This is a genomic window from Galbibacter orientalis DSM 19592 (genome assembly GCF_000260115.1).
In the GTDB taxonomy this organism is placed as follows: Bacteria; Bacteroidota; Bacteroidia; order Flavobacteriales; family Flavobacteriaceae; genus Galbibacter; species Galbibacter orientalis.
The window spans coordinates 381,175-399,680 of the sequence record NZ_JH651379.1 but is presented as its reverse complement, the minus strand read 5'-3'; the positions used below and the strand labels follow the sequence as shown (position 1 = coordinate 399,680).

16 protein-coding genes are annotated in these 18,506 nt (G+C 36.6%); 15 read left to right on the top strand and 1 reads right to left on the bottom strand.

Annotated features, from left to right (window positions below):
• Positions 1-457: 457 nt before the first annotated feature.
• From JOOMADRAFT_RS01915 to JOOMADRAFT_RS01905, 3 genes are all read left to right on the top strand, one after another.
• Positions 458-1,246: a DUF2971 domain-containing protein gene (locus tag JOOMADRAFT_RS01915; protein ID WP_008610973.1), complete on the top strand. Its 789-nt coding sequence runs from the start codon at positions 458-460 to the stop codon at positions 1,244-1,246.
• Positions 1,247-1,350: 104 nt separating this feature from the next.
• On the top strand, positions 1,351-2,286 hold the full coding sequence (locus tag JOOMADRAFT_RS01910) for an AbiTii domain-containing protein (RefSeq protein WP_008610972.1): 936 nt from the start codon (positions 1,351-1,353) through the stop codon (positions 2,284-2,286).
• A gap of 469 nt (positions 2,287-2,755) precedes the next feature.
• Positions 2,756-3,430 (top strand): tetratricopeptide repeat protein, encoded by a 675-nt coding sequence (locus JOOMADRAFT_RS01905; RefSeq protein WP_008610971.1) that lies wholly within the window; start codon positions 2,756-2,758, stop codon positions 3,428-3,430.
• Between the two features lie 99 nt (positions 3,431-3,529).
• Here JOOMADRAFT_RS01905 and JOOMADRAFT_RS01900 read toward each other — a convergent pair whose 3' ends face one another.
• Positions 3,530-4,768, bottom strand: coding sequence for a site-specific integrase (locus JOOMADRAFT_RS01900; protein WP_008610970.1), 1,239 nt, complete (start codon positions 4,766-4,768; stop codon positions 3,530-3,532).
• 448 nt (positions 4,769-5,216) lie between these two features.
• Between JOOMADRAFT_RS01900 and JOOMADRAFT_RS01895 the strand changes: the two genes are divergently transcribed.
• From JOOMADRAFT_RS01895 to acpP, 12 genes are all read left to right on the top strand, one after another.
• Positions 5,217-6,431, top strand: a complete 1,215-nt coding sequence (locus tag JOOMADRAFT_RS01895; protein WP_008610969.1) for a site-specific integrase — start codon at positions 5,217-5,219, stop codon at positions 6,429-6,431.
• Positions 6,432-6,493: 62 nt separating this feature from the next.
• Entirely contained in the window at positions 6,494-6,805 is a 312-nt protein-coding gene (locus JOOMADRAFT_RS20705) for a DUF6660 family protein (protein ID WP_073099406.1), read from the top strand.
• A 122-nt stretch (positions 6,806-6,927) separates the two neighbouring features.
• Complete coding sequence (locus JOOMADRAFT_RS01890) at positions 6,928-11,331, top strand: CusA/CzcA family heavy metal efflux RND transporter (protein WP_008610968.1); 4,404 nt, start codon at positions 6,928-6,930, stop codon at positions 11,329-11,331.
• Positions 11,300-12,568, top strand: a complete 1,269-nt coding sequence (locus tag JOOMADRAFT_RS01885) for an efflux RND transporter periplasmic adaptor subunit (RefSeq protein WP_245547640.1) — start codon at positions 11,300-11,302, stop codon at positions 12,566-12,568. Before JOOMADRAFT_RS01890 ends, JOOMADRAFT_RS01885 begins: the two co-directional genes overlap by 32 nt.
• Positions 12,569-12,676: 108 nt before the next feature.
• Positions 12,677-13,015 carry a P-II family nitrogen regulator gene (locus tag JOOMADRAFT_RS01880; RefSeq protein WP_008610964.1) on the top strand — a complete coding sequence of 113 codons (339 nt, stop codon included), beginning with the start codon at positions 12,677-12,679 and terminating at the stop codon, positions 13,013-13,015.
• Positions 13,016-13,028: 13 nt separating this feature from the next.
• On the top strand, positions 13,029-13,460 hold the full coding sequence (locus tag JOOMADRAFT_RS01875; protein ID WP_008610962.1) for a Fur family transcriptional regulator: 432 nt from the start codon (positions 13,029-13,031) through the stop codon (positions 13,458-13,460).
• A 31-nt stretch (positions 13,461-13,491) separates the two neighbouring features.
• Positions 13,492-13,842: a SpoIIAA family protein gene (locus JOOMADRAFT_RS01870; RefSeq protein ID WP_008610961.1), complete on the top strand. Its 351-nt coding sequence runs from the start codon at positions 13,492-13,494 to the stop codon at positions 13,840-13,842.
• A 34-nt stretch (positions 13,843-13,876) separates the two neighbouring features.
• Positions 13,877-14,272: a hypothetical protein gene (locus JOOMADRAFT_RS01865; RefSeq protein ID WP_008610959.1), complete on the top strand. Its 396-nt coding sequence runs from the start codon at positions 13,877-13,879 to the stop codon at positions 14,270-14,272.
• Positions 14,273-14,300: 28 nt separating this feature from the next.
• Positions 14,301-15,983 (top strand): multicopper oxidase family protein, encoded by a 1,683-nt coding sequence (locus tag JOOMADRAFT_RS01860; RefSeq protein WP_008610957.1) that lies wholly within the window; start codon positions 14,301-14,303, stop codon positions 15,981-15,983.
• A 50-nt stretch (positions 15,984-16,033) separates the two neighbouring features.
• Positions 16,034-16,480 (top strand): Fur family transcriptional regulator, encoded by a 447-nt coding sequence (locus JOOMADRAFT_RS01855; protein ID WP_008610956.1) that lies wholly within the window; start codon positions 16,034-16,036, stop codon positions 16,478-16,480.
• Positions 16,481-16,568: 88 nt separating this feature from the next.
• A complete protein-coding gene (lpdA, locus tag JOOMADRAFT_RS01850) occupies positions 16,569-17,972 on the top strand; it encodes a dihydrolipoyl dehydrogenase (RefSeq protein WP_008610954.1) in 1,404 nt (467 codons plus the stop codon).
• A gap of 254 nt (positions 17,973-18,226) precedes the next feature.
• Positions 18,227-18,475, top strand: a complete 249-nt coding sequence (gene acpP / locus JOOMADRAFT_RS01845; RefSeq protein ID WP_008610952.1) for an acyl carrier protein — start codon at positions 18,227-18,229, stop codon at positions 18,473-18,475.
• Positions 18,476-18,506 lie beyond the last annotated feature (31 nt).

Below are 18,506 nucleotides of genomic sequence, written 5' to 3'. Positions count from 1 at the left end.
TCTTTAGTAGAATTCTTGGAATAAAAGTAGAAAGAAAGATAAAGTAAACTTTGTGGAGTAGAAGTTTTTTATTCACAAGTTACTTTAAATCAGCATATTGTATTTGTTTAGGAGTAAATAAACACAAATTAAATTTAGCCTTTAATATTAAATATCAAAGAATATCAATTGCTGAGATATTAAATTACTTCAAAATGCTAAAAATCAGAGTTATTAACAATAATTATTCAATAAAGTAATTTAGCAGCCATGTAAAAACCATGATTCAGAATAGGAAATTCACTTGTACAATATAAATCAATCAATACTATTTTAAAGAACCTATAATAACTACAATTGAATAAAACCCATTAGATTTGAAAGAATTATATTTATGTATATTTGAATATATATATATAATGAATATAAACAGACCACATGTGTTTATACAGACGTTAGGCATTATTAAAACCAACCAATGAGCATTCCATTTTTTAAAGGTTCAGCATATAAATTTTGTTCAATTGCAACATTGAATTTAATAATTGAACACGAAAAATTAAGATTCACAAGAGGAGACCAATTTAACGACCCATATGAAGCTAATCCATATTTAGTGCCTACAGAATGGTCTAAAATTGTAAGAGAAGATAAATCGAATACTGATGTTGTAAAAGCTCTTGCAAATGAAGCATTTATTAGGCTCAGTAGTAAAATTTACATTACCTGCTTTTCGAAATCTTATATTGACAAAACATCTAAATTAATGTGGTCACACTATGGTAATTCTCATAAAGGCGCGTGTTTTGAAATTGAATTTCCTGAACTAACTCAAGAAAATTATTCAGGAGGAGACCCAGTACCAATTGAAATCACTTATTGCAGTTCCTTAAGAGATGAAAGAGATTCTAGAAATATGGAAAGTGATGATTTACCACTTTACCTAGCGACTTACAAATCTGATGTTTGGGAATATGAACAAGAGATTCGTTTAGTAATTCATAAGGAAGGTTTTGACCCTAAAAAATTCAACGAAGTAAATGAGGGAAAAAATATTGATGTTGTTCTTAATATTAATGAAATAAAAAAAGTAGTATTCGGAGTAAAATCTGACCCAAATGAGATTATGGAAACTGTGAAGCTGTTTTGTGACAAAGGACATTTACCGAACTTTCATAGATTGGACATAAACCCAATAACTTTGGAAACTTACGAATATGACCTTGGACTGAAAGACGAAATATTAAAGTACAATGCGAAAAAATAACAACTTACAACATGCATTAAAATTAATGGCCCAAAACCTATTAACCTGAATAAGAGCCACTAACTTTACTGCTATCATTGTGCCTAATTTGAGAAAAATCGAAAATGGAATCAAAAACCGAACATATTTTAAAACTCGCAACCGAAATAATGGATGATATCGAGTTGAGTAAAAGTGAAGCTCAAGCAATTCTTCTCAAAACCACAAGGCTAGCTAGATATGTAGATGACAGCAATATTAGGGCATTTTTAAAATTCGAAATGCAAGGTTATCCTGACAATGAATTGGGAAGGAAATATATGTCATTAACTGGACGTTGGACTGATAAAGAAAACTCTAAAGGTTATTGGTTTCCTTTATCTCAAATAGAAGCTAAAATTGAAGTTGAGAACAATAAACTTATACAACTGAGAATACCTGATACAAGTGCTTCAACTGCACTACCGATAATCAGAGATATGAAGTTTACAATGAGTGAGACTGCTGTAAGAATAGCAAAATTAGGAGGAATTAAAAGTCGAATAATATCACTAGTACACGAATTTGTCACTAATGTTTATTATGAAAGAACGTTTGATAATTTGGCAGAAGGAATTTTTGAGTCTTATAAAAAAGATATTGACTTATTGATTGCCGAAAACAGCGGTGATGTAATAGAACAAATACCTTCTGTCGTGGCAAGATTATCCGAAGGAGACAAAGAATCTATAAGTCAGGCTTTAACTACTTGCAGAAGAATAATAGATTCATTTGCTAATCATATATTTCCAGCAACAGAAGAAACATTCAATATTGGAGGTAATGAACTTTCTCTAAAGGAAAGTAATGTCTTGAACAGAATAAATGTTTTTATTCATCAAAATAGTGAAAGTACAAATAGAAGAAAAAAGCTTAAACAGAATTTAACTAATCTATATTCAAGAGTATCGAGTGGAGTTCATTCTGATGTAGATTATAAAGAAGCGAAAAATCTATTTCTGAATGTATATTTATTATTAGGAGAAATATTAACTCTGAAAAAAACTAGGCACAATAACTAGCGTTCGTGTGGTCGGTACGACCCAACATGAACACCTTGTTAACTGAACCGGTTTTCGGTCGGTTAGCCTACTATGCGGATTAGTCTGGTTATAAAGTATTTTGGATTGTGGTTTTATTAGGCTATTGGAAGTTGTTTTTAACCTAATGGGGTTTTATTTAGTGTTGCTTTTTGCACTTTAATTTTCATGGTACTTATTTCTTTTGGTATTATGCCGATTTTTGGTTTATCCTTAAATTTGGCAAATAATGTGGGTGCCTAAAAACAGGCTAAAACATACAATGAATACTGTGAAAATCTTTTTTAAGGCGATTAGGACATAGAAAAATCAAATCTCCGCCGAAATCTTAATATTAAGGAAGATAGAGATTAAGGACAAGCTTTATGTCAAATATTCCCAAATTGTGTAAATTTATTCAAAATTCAAGGCAGTTTTAAAACAGACTGCCGTTAAGTGTAATTAAAAATAGATGAATCCTTGGGATAAAATATTTAAAGAAAATTTTGAATTGGCGCTGAGTCAAGCTGAAGATCAGTATAGTGAAGTTGCAAGTGATTTGAACCTAAGAGCAAGAGCAAATTGTAATCTACTATTGAACAATTACCAATCAGCTCTAAATGACTACAGTGATCTTTTTACAAGAAACTCAGACACAAACCAGTTAGGTGATGTTTTGTGTTTGAAAATAGGTTTATGCTATTATGCACTTAAAGATTATGAATTGGCTAAGAAATACTTTGCATATCCTCTTACGAATAAAACGAAGGTGATATACACGAGTGGAATATTTAGACCTCCGAGTTTTCTATTATTGATATCTAAGATTTTCAAAGATTCTAAATTGGAAAAGATCACTATGAAAGAGTTAAATAAAAGTCATTTGACTGTTCCCAAATATCTAACTGATAGAATAACGGAATCTGAATTAAAAGAAGAACTTGAACATATTGAAAATGAAACTTTAAGAAATAGATCGGAATGTGTTTTTGAATTTTATAAAGCTGTAAAATATTTTGGAAATGGTACAAATTCAAAATACATATCGCATTTGGAAGAATGCGAAAGGATCAAAGGCAAATACCTCGAATTTGAGTATTATTTTGCCAAGGTAGAATTAGACAAACTAAAAGAAAAAAGCACTTAACACTGTGTATGAAATCATAGCCACCTATCGGCAGGTTACGCTTCATATATTAACCGTCAGGCTGTCTCAAAACACAATAATGAAAAAAGAACTTAATTTTTATTTGAATTTACGATCTTTAATGTTTTCCCCTTTATTAAAAACCTTTTTCAATTTTTGAACATCATCACTAAGCTTTCTGTCTACTATTTTAGCATAATGCTGCGTAGTTTTTAAAGATTTATGTCCAAGCATTTTGCTAACTGATTCAATAGGAACTCCGTTTGAAAGGGTTACTGTAGTGGCAAATGTATGCCGAGCTACATGGAATGTAAGATTTTTTTTGATTTCACATAGACTTGCAATTTCTTTTAAATAACTATTGGTTTTTTGATTGCTTGACATGGGGAGTAAAGGCGCAGCTTTTTGTTCTTCATTATAATATTTGGAAATAATCTGTTTAGCTGCTGGAAGTAAAGGAATATTACTAATAGTTCCAGTTTTGGTACGTTTTACCTTAATCCATTGTTCTCCATCAATACCTAAAATAATATCATTATGAGTCAATTTGGTAACATCGATATAAGCAAGACCAGTAAAGCAAGAAAAGATAAATACATCTCGGACTTGTTCCAGACGTTGATTTGATAATTCTTTTTCAATAAGTTTATTTAATTCTTCTTTAGTTAAAAACTCTTTCTCAATTTCATGCGTTCGGAGCTTGAAGTTATAAAATGGATCTTTTTCTATCCAGCCATTTGCATGACAGATACGGATTACTTTTTTAAGATATGATAAATACTTTATTGCTGAGTTATGAGAAAGATCAACGCTGGTTTTTAAATAATAAATAAAACTATTAATATATTTCACATCAATATCTTTTACCAAATATTCGGATGCAGAATAAGTAGCTATATTGAAGTCTTCTATATGTCTTTTGGTAGTTTTATAGCGCTGTAAGGTTCTAGCGGTATAATCCTTGCCAACTAGCTTTGCCATTTTCATGTTATGTTCTTCAAACACTTCAAGAATATGTTTCCTAGTATCATCTTTTCCTAAATAGCGATTACGAATTTTCATAGCTGTAATAGCCTGTTGTTTATCCATCATTTCCTGATAAGCCCGATATACATTCTTTTTAATCATGTCTAGATTCCTATTCACTTCTTTGCTAGTGGGCGAGCTTCCCATTAATTTATTGGCTTTGGCATTCCATTTCTCTAAACTCACCTTTAAAAAGGTGCTTAATTCGGCACGCTCACCACTATAAGTAATGCGTAAATAAATAGTTCCTAACTCTGAATCTTGCGCTTTACTTTTTCTGATATAAAATAATATGGATAATAAATCTTGCATAGGTTACACCTTTTTCTTTTCAAAGATAATTAGTAGTATCCAAATTTAAAAATCATAAACAATTGATTTTTAGTATTTTAACATCTATTCGGGCGCACCTCTGGAAACACCCAAAGTGTCTCCGAATGATACACATTTTAGTTGATTTCAATTGAATTTAAATGAATATAGGGAATTAAAAAACCCTGTAAAATCTGATGTTTTACAGGGTTTTAATATCATTTGATATGTTAAAAGTACTCGAGGTGGGAATCGAACCCACACTCCCGAAAGAACTGGATTTTGAATCCAGCGTATTTACCACCAAATTTCCGTAAGTTATATTATAATCAACTGATTAACATATATTTAATTTTATATAATGTCAATTGATATCGTTTAAAATCCTAATTTGTTGTACCTATGTTGTACCAAAAATGATTATCTTTATATTCTCAATACTTAAGATATGGCATCAAACGCAAAAATAGTACTTCGGAAAAAGCCCAATAAAGAAGGGCATTGTCCTCTTTGTATTCGTATTACTAAAAACCGTCGCTCAAATTATCATTATATAGGTCATAATATTGACCCTAATGATTGGGATGGAAAAAATATTAGAGTTAGAAAATCACACCCTTACTCAGATAGGTTAAACGGCTTGCTTAGTACTAAACTGTCTGAGGCGAATAAGATGCTGATTGATTTGCAATCGAGCAAAAAGGATATATCGGCTAATCAAATAAAAGAGAAACTTTATGCATCTTCCGAATCAGTTACTTTTTTCGAAGTGGCACAAGATTTTCTTGATGATTTAGAAGCAAACGAAAAGCTGTCTAGGCTCTCGACCGACAAGGCTCGTGTTAACCACGTATTGAACTTTACCAAATCAAAACAACTTACCTTTCAAGAAATTGATGAAAACTTTCTAAAGAGATTTAAAACTTACCTCCGTACAAAACACAACCTATCGGAAAGGTCGATAGTAAATAATCTTATTGTGATTAGAACTATCTATAATAGAGCTATTAAATTGGGTATAGTAGATAGAAAACTCTATCCCTTCGGTTCAGATAAAATACGGATTAAGTTCCCTGAAACCGAAAAAATAGGCCTTACCAAAAATGAGGTCATAAAACTTGAATCCGTTGAAAATCTGACCGACAACGAGACTCACGCTAGAAATGTTTGGCTTTTCAGTTTTTATTTTGCCGGAATTCGGGTAGCTGACGTATTGAAAATTCGTTGGACCGATATTTATGACGAAAGGCTGCATTATCGAATGAACAAGAATTTAAAATTGTTATCCCTTAAAATCCCAGATAAAATATTTCCGATTTTGGAATATTATCAGGACAGTAAACAAAATGATGACGATTTTATATTTCCGGAAATGAAAAAGGCAAATTTACAAGATGCAAAAGATGTCTATGCTAAAACAAAAACGGCCAACAAGAAATTCAATAAATATTTGGTATCGGTCGCTGATAAAGCCAAAATATCAAAAAAAGTAACTATGCACATTGCTAGACATACATTTGGGAATATATCGGAAGATAAAATCCCAATTAATATGCTCCAAAAATTATATAGACATTCATCGATTACCACTACTATAAATTACCAATCTAACTTTATGCATAGGGATGCCGATAATGCTTTGGATAGCGTCATTAATTTTTGATTTCTGAAATTCTAAATCATCTTTGCACAACCTGTGCATCGCAATTTTATTATCTTTGCAGAGTGAAAATTTTAACTATCATATTATCCGTTTACTTTTTGGTACTCAATGTTGTGCCCTGTGATGACGGTGAAGTTAGTTTATACGATTTTCAAAATGACTTACAAATACAGTTAGATCATAATTCAGATAATACCGAACAGCCGGTATGCATCAATTTTTGCCTTTGTAGCTGTTGTCACGTAAATGTTGTAAATGTCGATGTAGTTCCGTTTGTTATGCCATCTTTTGTTATTTCTTCTGAAATATTCTTCCATTCTGATGGTTTTGGAAAAGATCTTCCCCTCTCCCTTTTGCAGCCTCCACAGGTTTAATTCAGTTTTTATAGGATAGCTATATCCTCCTTAGACCTTTTTAGGTCAATCTTAATTTGATACGATTTTGTATATAGCAAATTTGTACCAAAAAGTTTCAATGAATTAAACCCTTCTTTTTTATGATTAATAAAATCATTTCATTTTCAATCAACAATAAATTTATTGTTGGTCTATTGATGGTAGCCCTGATTGGCACGGGCATTTGGTCAATGGCCACCATTAATCTGGGATCGGTTCCAGATATTACGAACAATCAAGTACAAGTCATAACTACAGCACCCAACTTGGGCACTGAAGACATAGAACAATTTGTTACCTATCCTGTGGAACTGGCAATGGCAAACCTTCCAGATGTTGTCGAGCTACGTTCGGTTTCTCGCTTTGGTCTTTCAGTGGTTACTATTGTCTTTAAGGACGAAGCGGGCACCTACCTTCCCCGTCAACTGGTACAGGAAAAACTAGCTGAAGTCAGTGAAGAGATACCCGAAGGTTTTGGATCGCCTTTTATGGCTCCTATCACTACAGGATTGGGCGAAATTTTTCAGTATACCTTAAAAGTAAAAGAAGGATATGAGGATAAGTATGATGCAATGGAGTTGCGTACTATCCAAGATTGGATTGTTAAACGTCAAATGGCATTGGTGCCTGGCGTTGTAGAGGTCAATGCTTTCGGTGGATATGTGAAACAATACGAAATAGCGCTTAGCCCAGATAAGCTCAAAAGTTTTGGTATTACGATGGGACAGGTTTTCGAAGCCCTCAAAATGAACAATGCGAATACAGGTGGTGCTTACATTGAAAAAAACCATCAAGCCAATTTTATTAGGGGTGAAGGTCTGGCGCGTAGCCTCGAAGATTTAGAAAACACAGTCGTCACTACAGAAAATGGCACACCAGTTCTTGTAAGGGATGTTGCTGAAAAAGTAGGCTATGGAAACCAGATTAGGTACGGGGCCTTTACCCAAGATGGAAAGGAAACCGTTGGAGGACAAATCCTTATGCTTAAGGGGCAAAGCGCCAATAACGTAATAGACAATGTACAAAGCCGAATAAAGGAAATTCAAAAATCCCTTCCTGAGGGTGTATATATTGAACCCTTTTTAAGCAGGAGCGAGCTTATTGGTAGAACGACAAGCACAGTAGAAAAGAATTTGATCGAAGGCTCACTTATCGTAATATTCGTACTCGTTATCCTTTTGGGAAGCTTGCGCGGAGGATTGATTACCGCATCGGTAATTCCATTATCCCTTTTGTTCGCATTTATTTTGATGAAACAATTTGGAGTGTGGGCAAACCTAATGTCGCTTGGTGCAATTGATTTTGGGATTATAGTAGATGGTGCAGTAATCATTGTAGAAGGAATGGTTTTTCATATTCATCAACGGATGAAAAAATCAACTAAAGTCATTGAGCAGGCTGAAATGGATGAGATTGCCTATGAATCTGCAAGCACTATGATGAATTCCGCATTTTTTGGACAGTTGATTATTCTAATCGTCTTTACACCTATTTTATTCTTAACCGGTGTAGAAGGAAAGATGTTCCGCCCAATGGCATTTACTTTCGGTTTTGCGGTTTTAGGCGCAATTATTCTTTGTCTTACCTATGTGCCAATGATTTCGTCAATGTTTTTAAAACCTTCAAAAAATCCGGATAGTTGGTTTGCAAAGTTCGAGAATAAAATTGATAGGTTCAGTGATAAGATTATGTCTAGTCTCAATAGAGCCTATAAGCCACTGTTGTCTTTTGCACTTCGTTTTAAGGCTGGCATCGTGATAGGTGCAGTTGGCCTATTATTGATTGCAGGATTCATTTTTAGCAATATGGGTGGCGAGTTTATCCCAAAATTTGATGAGGGCGATATAGCAATGCAGGCACTGATAAAACCTGGAAGCAGTCTTACCGAATCCATTGAGGCCTCAAAAAAACTTCAAAATATAGTAAATGAGTTCCCAGAGGTTAAAACAATGATTTCAAGGATTGGGGTTGCCGAAATCCCCACAGACCCAATGCCAATGGATATTGCCGATAGTTACATAATCCTTGAAAAGGATAAAAGTAAATGGACTTCGGCAGACAGCAAAGAAGAACTCATCGAAAAAATACAGGAAAAAATCGCCGTAATACCTGGAGTAAATTTTGTGTTCACACAACCTGTTGAGCTACGTTTTAATGAATTGCTTACAGGTGTACGAGAAGATGTAGCTATAAAACTTTATGGTGAAAATTTGGACGTACTGGCAGATAAGGCTAACGAAATGGCCTCGATTATAAAAACCGTTCCCGGAGCAGGTGATGTTAGAGCCGAGGCTACCAGTGGCCTTCCCCAGATGACCGTAGAATACGACAGGGCTAAAATGGCCCAGTACGGTGTAACCATTGATAAGCTGAACGATTATATAAGTGCATCATTCGCTGGTGAAAAAGCCAGTGTTGTTTTTGAGGGAGAAAAAAGATTTGATGTTGTCATTCGTCTTTCTGAGTCGTACCGTCAAGACATTAATAACCTAAAGAATCTATACATCGACCTTCCCAACGGGGCACAAGTACCTCTTAAAGAAGTGGCCAACATCAGTTATAAACCTGGGCCAATGCAGATATCCAGGGACAATACCTATCGTCGTATCTCGGTTGGGGTTAATGTTCGTGGTCGTGATGTAAAATCAATGGTTGAAGAGATTCAGACAAAATTAGATGCTCAATTAAATCTTCCTCCCGGTTATTATATTACCTATGGTGGTTCTTTTGAGAATCTGCAACGGGCTTCAGACCGTCTAATGATTGTGGTGCCTATAGCACTTTTCTTAATCTTCATTTTGCTCTATTTCGCACTTAACTCATTTTCACAATCGGTAATGATATATATGGCAGTGCCTTTGGCGGCCATTGGCGGTGTTTTTGCACTTTGGATAAGGGGGATGCCATTCAGTATTTCCGCTGGGGTCGGTTTTATCGTGCTCTTTGGGGTTGCGGTATTAAATGGGCTTGTGCTTATCAATAAATTCAATGAACTAAAAGAAAGTGGTATGACAAATATAAAAGATAGAATTTATGAGGCTACCCACGAACGGCTACGTCCCATACTCTTAACAGCAACTGCCGCCATTATGGGCTTTATACCAATGGCAGTGTCCACATCGGGAGGTGCAGAAGTCCAACGACCGCTGGCAACGGTAGTAATCGGTGGACTGATAACGGCAACATTCTTAACATTGGTCGTGGTTCCCGTACTATATAATTGGCTGGAGGCCCGCAAAGAACGTAAAGGCAATGGTGGTGAGGCAAGTTATATCAAGAAAAGTACAACGGTTATTATTGTATTATTGAGTTTGGGAGGATTTTTGACCCCAAATTCTGCAACCGCGCAGGATAATCAAATGGCCCAAACCCTTACTTTGGAAGAAGCCATTACAATGGCAAAGCAAAATTATCCTTCCTTAAAAGAAAGCCAAGCCTTTATTGAGCGTGAACAGGCGATGAAGGGTACCAGCTTTGATATGGGAAACACGAGGGTTTTTACGGGAAAGGAAGAAGTAGGCAATGACCTGCCAGGCATACAGACCACTATTGGTGTACAGCAAGGAAATATTGATTTGCTTTCAGGTTTTTCAAAATCCAAGTTCTATAAGGAACGTGTTAAACTGGGCGAAACGTTCTACGCTGTCAACGAGCAGCAATTGATTCGTAATGTGATGCAGGCCTATGACCGTATCAATTATAACAAAGCACAATTGCGCTTTGCGGAACAGTTGGACAGTGTTTATACTAACTTTAGGACAGCTGCCCAATTGCGCTATGATACCGGGGAAACGGGCAAACTGGAATTTATTGCCGCCTCTTCTGAATATCAGCAGATTCAAGTCTTAAGGCAACAAGCCTATGATGATATAGATATCGCAAAAAGGGCATTGAAACAATATTTGGGCATCGAACAAGAAATTGAAACGGTTGGTCAAACCTATGAACCGATGGATTTTTTGGCCACTTTGGACTCGGCTTCCGTAGACAATAATCCTTTGCTTCAATATGCTATGCAGAATGCAGAAGTAAGCAAAGCCAATGTCGGTGTGGAAAAAGCACAGTTCCTACCCAAGTTCAACTTGACCTATGGAAGACAGATTGTGGATAATGTATCGGGCTTCAATACCTATCAAGCCGGTATTAACATACCGCTTTGGTTCTTTCCACAGAAATCAAGGGTAAAGGCAGCTAAAGCTAATGCTATGGTTGCCGAGAACCAATACCTCGAACAAAAGGCAATGACCGAAAGTACAGTCTCTCAACTCATAAAATCGCTGGAAAAAACACAAAAAATCCTGAATTATTATCAGGAGGGCGCATTGCTTTTGGCCGAGCAGCAAATTACTACGGCAGAACTGGCATCTAAGGAAGGTGAAATAGATTATGTGAATTATATCACTATTCTCAACAGTGCCATTACGATAAAACAAAATCATTTACAGTTTATCAATCAATATAACCAACAGGCCATTGAACTACAATATCAATTGGGAAATCTATAATCTAAAAAAAACAGAAATGAAGAAAATAGCAATAATCAGTTCCATAGTACTAACTATTATGTTAATAGGCTGTAATGGAAAATCCAACTCGGAGATACCGAACAGCGAAACCAATGAAACTTCGGAAAATTCCAAAAGCGCTGAAGAAGGGGAAAACGAAGAAGGTGAAGAAGGTGTAGTAGAAATTACCAATGAACAAGCTGAAACCATAGGTCTTGAGCTAAAGCAAATTGAAGAAAAAAGCCTTGGCAACAGTGTTAAGGTTACCGGGATTTTAGAGCTGTATCCGCAGTACAAAGCCAATATTAGCCCTTTTGTAGGAGGTAATGTAAGTTCCATAAAAGTAATCGAGGGGGATAAAGTTCGGAAAGGACAGGTATTGGCTTACTTACAGCACCCAGATATTATTTCAATGCAACAGGAATTTCAGGAAAAAAACGATGAACTCGTATTCCTTCAACAGGATTTTGAACGCAAGCAAACTTTATTTGATAAAGGGGTCTCCTCGGCCAAAGAATTTCAGATGGCTCAGTCCAAATTCAGAAGTACTACTTCGAGCGTTAACGCCTTAAGGTCAAAACTGGAGCTACTGGGATTAAATATCTCTAAAATAAAATCTGGTGAAATTTATGCGTCAGTGCCTATTACATCGCCAATCGGAGGTTTTGTCGATGAAGTTATGGTAAGCCTTGGTGACTATGTGGCACCACAGACCAAAATGTTTGCGGTAAGTGATAATTCGGAAATTCACGCAGATTTTAAAGTGTATGAAAAAGATATTTATAAAGTAAAGGAAGGGCAACAAATCTATTTTACCGTAGCATCAAAGCCAGATCAACTATTAAAGGCAAAAATCCACGCCATTGGCAAAACGTTTGAAACCGATCCAAAAGCGATTCACGTGCACGCGGACATTCATAATGAAGATAAAGAACTCCTTCCTGGAATGTATGTGGAAGGTAGAATTGTTCAAGGCGAAAAAATGGCCTTGGCAGTTCCAGAGGAAGCCATTGTTAAAAATGGGGAAAAAACCTTCATTTTCGTAGAGGATAAGGACAATGAAGAAGAAAATAAACTAAGGTTCAATATGATTCCTGTTAATACAGGGATGACCGATTTGGGCTATGTGGAAATAAGCCTCCCCGCAGGTATATCTAAGGATATAACCGTTGTTACAAAAGGGGCATACATTCTCTCTTCCGAGATGATTAAAGCTGAATTGGGAGATGACGATTAATTCAATAAACAATTAAAGGTTTTGATTCCGAGCTTGTTTATCGTCTTAATTAGTTAGTTAAAAATTAAAAAACAGGCTCGGTTCAAAATCAATTAAAAATAAATAATTATGAAAGAAATAAAAGCATTTGTAAAACCGAACAGAATACAAAGGGTCATTGAGGCTCTATCGGATAACGGATTTAAAAGTATGACCCTGTCTCAGGCAGAAGGTACCGGTGCATTTAAGGCAAAAGGTGCAAGACCGTCCCTCGATTTTCACGTAACTGACAGTCCTGTGGTAAAACTGGAACTCGTCTGCCAGAACGAAGAGGCACAAAAGGCTATAGATATTATAACCGAAAACGGTAAATCTCCGGAAAAGGGGGACGGAATAATTTATATAACCAGTATAGACGATGCCTTTAAAATCAAAACTGGTGAATCTCTCAAGAGGTACGACTTATAAAACCCGATGTAAAATGGAAGACATAGTAAAAAAACTGGAAGAAAAGGGCGTTAAACCTACTGCTATGCGCTTGTTAACCTACAAACATTTATCAAAAATGGAGGTAGCAATAAGTTTGGGAGAACTCGAAAAACATTTCAAAAGTTCAGAGCGTAGCACCCTATTTCGTACTATGAAAACATTTGAGGAAAACAAATTGGTACACGCCATCGAAGACGGTACTGGCTTTGTAAAATATGCCCTTTGTGATGAAGATTGTCAATGCGAAGTTGGCAATGACCTTCATTTGCATTTTCACTGTAATAAATGTGATGAAACAATTTGTCTCACAGACCATAAAATACCCCAAATCAACTTACCCCAAGGTTTTAAGGCAGAAAACATCAATTTGATCGTACAAGGGATATGCGTTAAGTGTGGCAATGAAAGTGCAGATTCACGATGAATTTAAGGTATTATAATTTAAAAAAAATAAAATGATGACTATAACTCATAAAAACAATACCCTCTTCCTTATTGCTAAAGGTATGCTTGACCTCAATGACTGTGAGAACTTTTTTTTAGAGCTGAACAGACAAATAAATTCTGCTAAAGATGTCCGTTGTTATTTTGAAATAAAGGATTGCCAGGGCTGCACACCAGAGGTGTTTGAGAAAGATTATTTTCAGAACCTTGAAAAAGAGAAACACCTTGAGAAGGTTGCGATTGTAGGTTCTTTTAAATATCAAGAAGAACTCACTAAGCTCTTAATGCCCTTTTCTAGGGCACATATCAGATATTTTGATAGTAAGGATTCCGTTACTGCCAAAAAATGGATTGAGGCTTAAACAGAAAATTAATCAACATTTAAAAACAGATATTATGAAACAGATTAAAAATGCAGGTATTCTAATGGTTTTGGTGGCTTTTATGATAGGCTTTCAGAGCAGTGCACAAAACACAGACAAAATTTTGAAGAACCCTGAAAAAAGGGAACAGGTTATGACGGCCATTATCAATAATCCAGAGATGAGAATGGAAATGATGGAAAAAATGATGAAGATGATGGAAAAGGACACCACGATGTCCAAAAAGATGAAGAAAAAAATGATGATGAAAATGGAAAAGGACACTACAATGTCAAAAAAGATGAAGGAAAGAATGGCTACGATGAAAAAAGAAAAAGAGATGAAGTGTGAATGTGAGTGTAAAAATGAAGATGGAAAGTGCCAATGTAAAATGGAGGAGAATGATGAAGATAAAAATGAAAAGCAGTGACTTAAACTAATCGAATAAACCTGACGCTTTGGGCAAATTGTTAATTAGAAATCGGAAAATTATGGAAAAGAACAAAATAGATAGAAGGAACTTCATCAAGCTTGGTAGCCTTGGAGCAACTGTTGTTATTACCTGGCCATTGTTGAATTCCTGTAATGGTTTTGCTTCAGAAAATAAAAATACCATCAATCCCGATTTTCAAGCAGATTTAGATTTCGAATTGACAGCCAAAGAAACAGATATTCAATTGTTTCATGGAAATACAACCAAGGTTTGGATGTTTGAAGGAAACGTTCTTGACGGAGACAAAACAACAGTACAAAAATTAGGGAAGAGCTATTTGGGACCTATAATAAGGGTGCGAAAAGGACAGAAAATAAGGGTTCGTTTCAAGAATCAATTACCTGAGGAAAGTATTGTTCATTGGCACGGTATGCACGTTCCAGAGGAAGATGACGGTCATCCTAAAGATGTAATAGCTAATGGTGAAACTTATGTGTATGAATTTGAAATAATGAACCGTGCCGGCACCTATTGGTTCCACCCACATCCACACGGACGTACTGGGCCACAGGTTTATAATGGTCTTGCAGGGCTTTTTGTAGTTACGGACGATGAAGAACAACGATTAAAATTGCCATCAGGAGAATACGATGTTCCTGTTGTACTGCAAGATCGCCAGTTTGATAACAATAATCAATTGGTATATCTAAACCGTGGACGTATGGATAGGATGAATGGTTTTTTGGGCAACCGTATCCTTATCAATGGAAATCCGGATATGAAACTTTCACTTAAAAGTGGGTGTGCCTATAGACTACGCTTTCTAAACGGTTCCAATTCACGTTTTTATAAACTAGCTTGGGAAGACGGCACCCCACTTGTTATTATAGGCAAGGATGGTAGTTTACTCGATAGTCCTAAATCTAAACCTTATGTAATGTTGGGCGTTGCAGAAAGAATTGATGTATGGCTCGATTTAAAGAACAGGCCTCAAGGCTCTCAAATGATTATGAAGAGTTTGTCGTTCTCTCCTGGGATGATGGGGATGATGGGCGGAATGATAGGCAGGGGTCGAAACAACCTTCCTTTGGGCAGCACTTATGAAATATTAAAAATCAATATCGATAAAACAGGGAGCAACGACTTTGAGCTTCCACAACGGCTGGCCGAATTCAACAAACTCGATCCCGCCACTGCTGTTAATAGGAACAACCCAAGGACGTTCCGTTTTTTTATGAGGCGAATGCAATGGACTATCAATGGCCGGACTTGGGAAATGACGGGGGTTACCGAAGAAGAAACCGTAAAGCTCAATACGACCGAGGTTTGGGAAATCGTGAACAGAGGTGGTAGAATGATGGGCAATGACGATATGATGGGAGAAAGAGGTTGGATGCGTAACCGTGGAGAAATGGATAGAGACAGAGGAATGATGGGCGGGGGAATGCAGATGCCGCACCCTTTTCATATTCATCATTTGCAATTTAATATTCTGGAAAGGGACGTTTCCGGGGTTGACAGCAGGATTTGGAATTCAGTTAAGGATGGATTTATAGATGAGGGTTGGCAGGATACGGTTCTGTTAATGCCAGGTATGAGTGTTAAACTAATTATGCGCTTTGAAGATTTTAAAGGCCTCTTTTTATACCATTGCCATAATCTGGAACACGAAGATATGGGGATGATGCGCAATTTTAAAATTGAATAAAAGATGACTATACATAGTGTTGCACCGCTTGGAATATAATTGATTTTTGAATGACTTTAATGACAACAAAAACAGAAAAAACATTATTGTCCAAAGGGATACGCCCTACTGAAATGAGGTTGAAAATTCACAAATACCTCAATAGGAAGACCTATGCAGTAAGTTTAAACGAAATGCAAAAAGTCTTTATCGCTAAAAGCGAAAAAAACAAAACGGCAAACAGAACTACCTTTTATCGAAACCTAAAAACTTTTGAAGATAAAGGGCTAATTCATCAGATTAATGATGGGACAGGAGTGGCAAAATTTGCAATTTCCGATAAAAAGGCCAAAGGTAAATACGGTACAGATTTACATATGCATTTTCATTGTACCGTTTGCGGAAAAACTATTTGCTTGCCGGATAGAATATCGAAACAAAACTTGCCGGACGATTATGAAATAAACGATGTGAACCTGGTATTAAAAGGGGTATGTAAAAATTGTAGTAAAAAATAATAGGTGGGAGTACCTTAAAACTGAACCCTTGCGCCCACTGGTCAGCTTAAGGTTTCCCCCACCTTATTTAATTAAAAAATTTACGAATATGGAAAAATATGATGTAACAATTATAGGGTCTGGCCCGGGCGGGTATGTAAGTGCCATCCGTTGCGCCCAATTGGGTCTAAAAGTGGCCATTGTTGAAAGGTACAGCACGTTGGGCGGTACCTGTCTAAACGTGGGCTGTATCCCGTCAAAAGCCTGGTTGGAAGCCTCTGAGCATTATTACAAACTCAAGCATCAATTCGAAAAATTTGGGATTGATGTTAAAGAAGCCAATGTCGATATCCTGAAAATGAACCAAAGGGTTCAGGATGTGGTACAGGAAATCATCAATGGTGTTGATTATCTGATGAAAAAGAACAAGGTTACCGTTTATGAAGGCCACGGAACCATCAAGGACAAAGACACGATTGAAATTAAGGGCGAAGATAAAACGGAAACCATAGCAACCGATAAAATCATCATTGCCACAGGGTCCAAACCCGCTTCATTACCCAATATTAAAATCGACAAAAACCGTATCATCTCTTCTACCGAGGCCCTTGCGCTACGGGAAATCCCCAAGCATTTAATAGTCGTTGGCGGAGGCGTTATCGGTGTTGAGATAGGTTCCGTATTCGCCCGCCTGGGTTCAAAGGTTTCTATAGTAGAATATTTTGATAGCCTCATTGCCACTATGGATGGCGCACTGGGACATCAATTGCACCGTTCCCTAAGAAAACAGGGAATTGATTTTTATTTGGAACATAAGGTAACCTATGCAACGGCAACTGATGGCAAAGTAGAATTGAAAGCGGAAAATCTTTCCGGTAAAGAAGAAATGAGTTTAGATGGCGATTACTGCCTTATGGCCATTGGTCGAAAACCATACACCGCCAATTTAGGGCTTGAAAATATAGGAGTGGAAACCAATGAGAAAGGACAGATAGCGGTAGATGAGAACCTCGAAACCAACATCAAGGGTGTGTATGCCATAGGGGATGTAATCCGAGGGGCAATGCTTGCCCATAAAGCCAGTGAAGAGGGCGTTTTCGTAGCCGAACGGATTGTTGGCCAAAAGCCCCATATCAATTACTCGCTCATCCCAAATATCGTGTACACCCAGCCTGAGGTGGCCGGAGTAGGCTTGACGGAAGAAGAACTGAAGAAGGCCAATAAAAGTATAAAAACAGGCTCTTTTCCCTATAAGGCAAACGCACGGGCGAAGATAAGTATGGATACGGATGGTTTTATCAAGGTAATCGCAGATAAGCAGACCGATGAGATATTGGGCGTGCATATGATAGGCCCTCGCATTGCAGACAGCTACACCGAAGCGGTGGTAGCGATGGAATTTCGGGCAGCTGCCGAAGACATTGCAAGAATGTCACACGGGCACCCCACATTTTCCGAGACCTTTAAGGAAGCTTGTCTGGCCGCTACAGAAGACAGGGCATTGCATATTTAATATTTACAATAACCGGCACAATAAAGAATAAAAGAGATGAAGAAGCTTCAGCGATTGACCAAGGAAATTAACGAATTGACATTGAGAATTGAGCAGGAATACCCCGAACTATACCAATATCTTGATGAAAACCCTATTACAATCCCTGATTGCGAAACACCCGAGATTTCCGTTAACTCGTTCGTGGACTATTTAGATAGCCTGAAGTCACTCTTGGAAAGATATATAGAATCGCATAAATAAATGAAGTACAGATGGACGAATTTAAAATAAGATTCAACAAGCTCTTGGTCAATAAATTTGGAATACATCCGAATCAAATAAGACCGGAAGCGAATTTTACGAAAGACCTTGGTGCGGATATGTTGGATATGGTCGAATTGATGCTAGAGTTTGAAAACGAGTTCAATATAGCCATTCCAGATAATGAGGCAGAAAAATTAAACACCATTGGCCAAGCCGAGACATACATTAGGGATATGATTAAAAATACGGATTCGTAACAAAAAATTAAAAAATTAGCGCTTCCAATAA

Coding starts and splice junctions, on each gene's coding strand:
- JOOMADRAFT_RS01855 (WP_008610956.1), top strand. CDS start 16,034: ATGACTTTAATGACAACAAAAACAGAAAAAACATTATTGTCCAAAGGG.
- JOOMADRAFT_RS01875 (WP_008610962.1), top strand. CDS start 13,029: ATGGAAGACATAGTAAAAAAACTGGAAGAAAAGGGCGTTAAACCTACT.
- JOOMADRAFT_RS01910 (WP_008610972.1), top strand. CDS start 1,351: ATGGAATCAAAAACCGAACATATTTTAAAACTCGCAACCGAAATAATG.
- JOOMADRAFT_RS01880 (WP_008610964.1), top strand. CDS start 12,677: ATGAAAGAAATAAAAGCATTTGTAAAACCGAACAGAATACAAAGGGTC.
- JOOMADRAFT_RS01895 (WP_008610969.1), top strand. CDS start 5,217: ATGGCATCAAACGCAAAAATAGTACTTCGGAAAAAGCCCAATAAAGAA.
- JOOMADRAFT_RS01870 (WP_008610961.1), top strand. CDS start 13,492: ATGATGACTATAACTCATAAAAACAATACCCTCTTCCTTATTGCTAAA.
- JOOMADRAFT_RS01900 (WP_008610970.1), bottom strand. CDS start 4,768: ATGCAAGATTTATTATCCATATTATTTTATATCAGAAAAAGTAAAGCG.
- acpP (WP_008610952.1), top strand. CDS start 18,227: ATGGACGAATTTAAAATAAGATTCAACAAGCTCTTGGTCAATAAATTT.
- JOOMADRAFT_RS01915 (WP_008610973.1), top strand. CDS start 458: ATGAGCATTCCATTTTTTAAAGGTTCAGCATATAAATTTTGTTCAATT.
- JOOMADRAFT_RS01865 (WP_008610959.1), top strand. CDS start 13,877: ATGAAACAGATTAAAAATGCAGGTATTCTAATGGTTTTGGTGGCTTTT.
- JOOMADRAFT_RS01905 (WP_008610971.1), top strand. CDS start 2,756: ATGAATCCTTGGGATAAAATATTTAAAGAAAATTTTGAATTGGCGCTG.
- lpdA (WP_008610954.1), top strand. CDS start 16,569: ATGGAAAAATATGATGTAACAATTATAGGGTCTGGCCCGGGCGGGTAT.
- JOOMADRAFT_RS01890 (WP_008610968.1), top strand. CDS start 6,928: ATGATTAATAAAATCATTTCATTTTCAATCAACAATAAATTTATTGTT.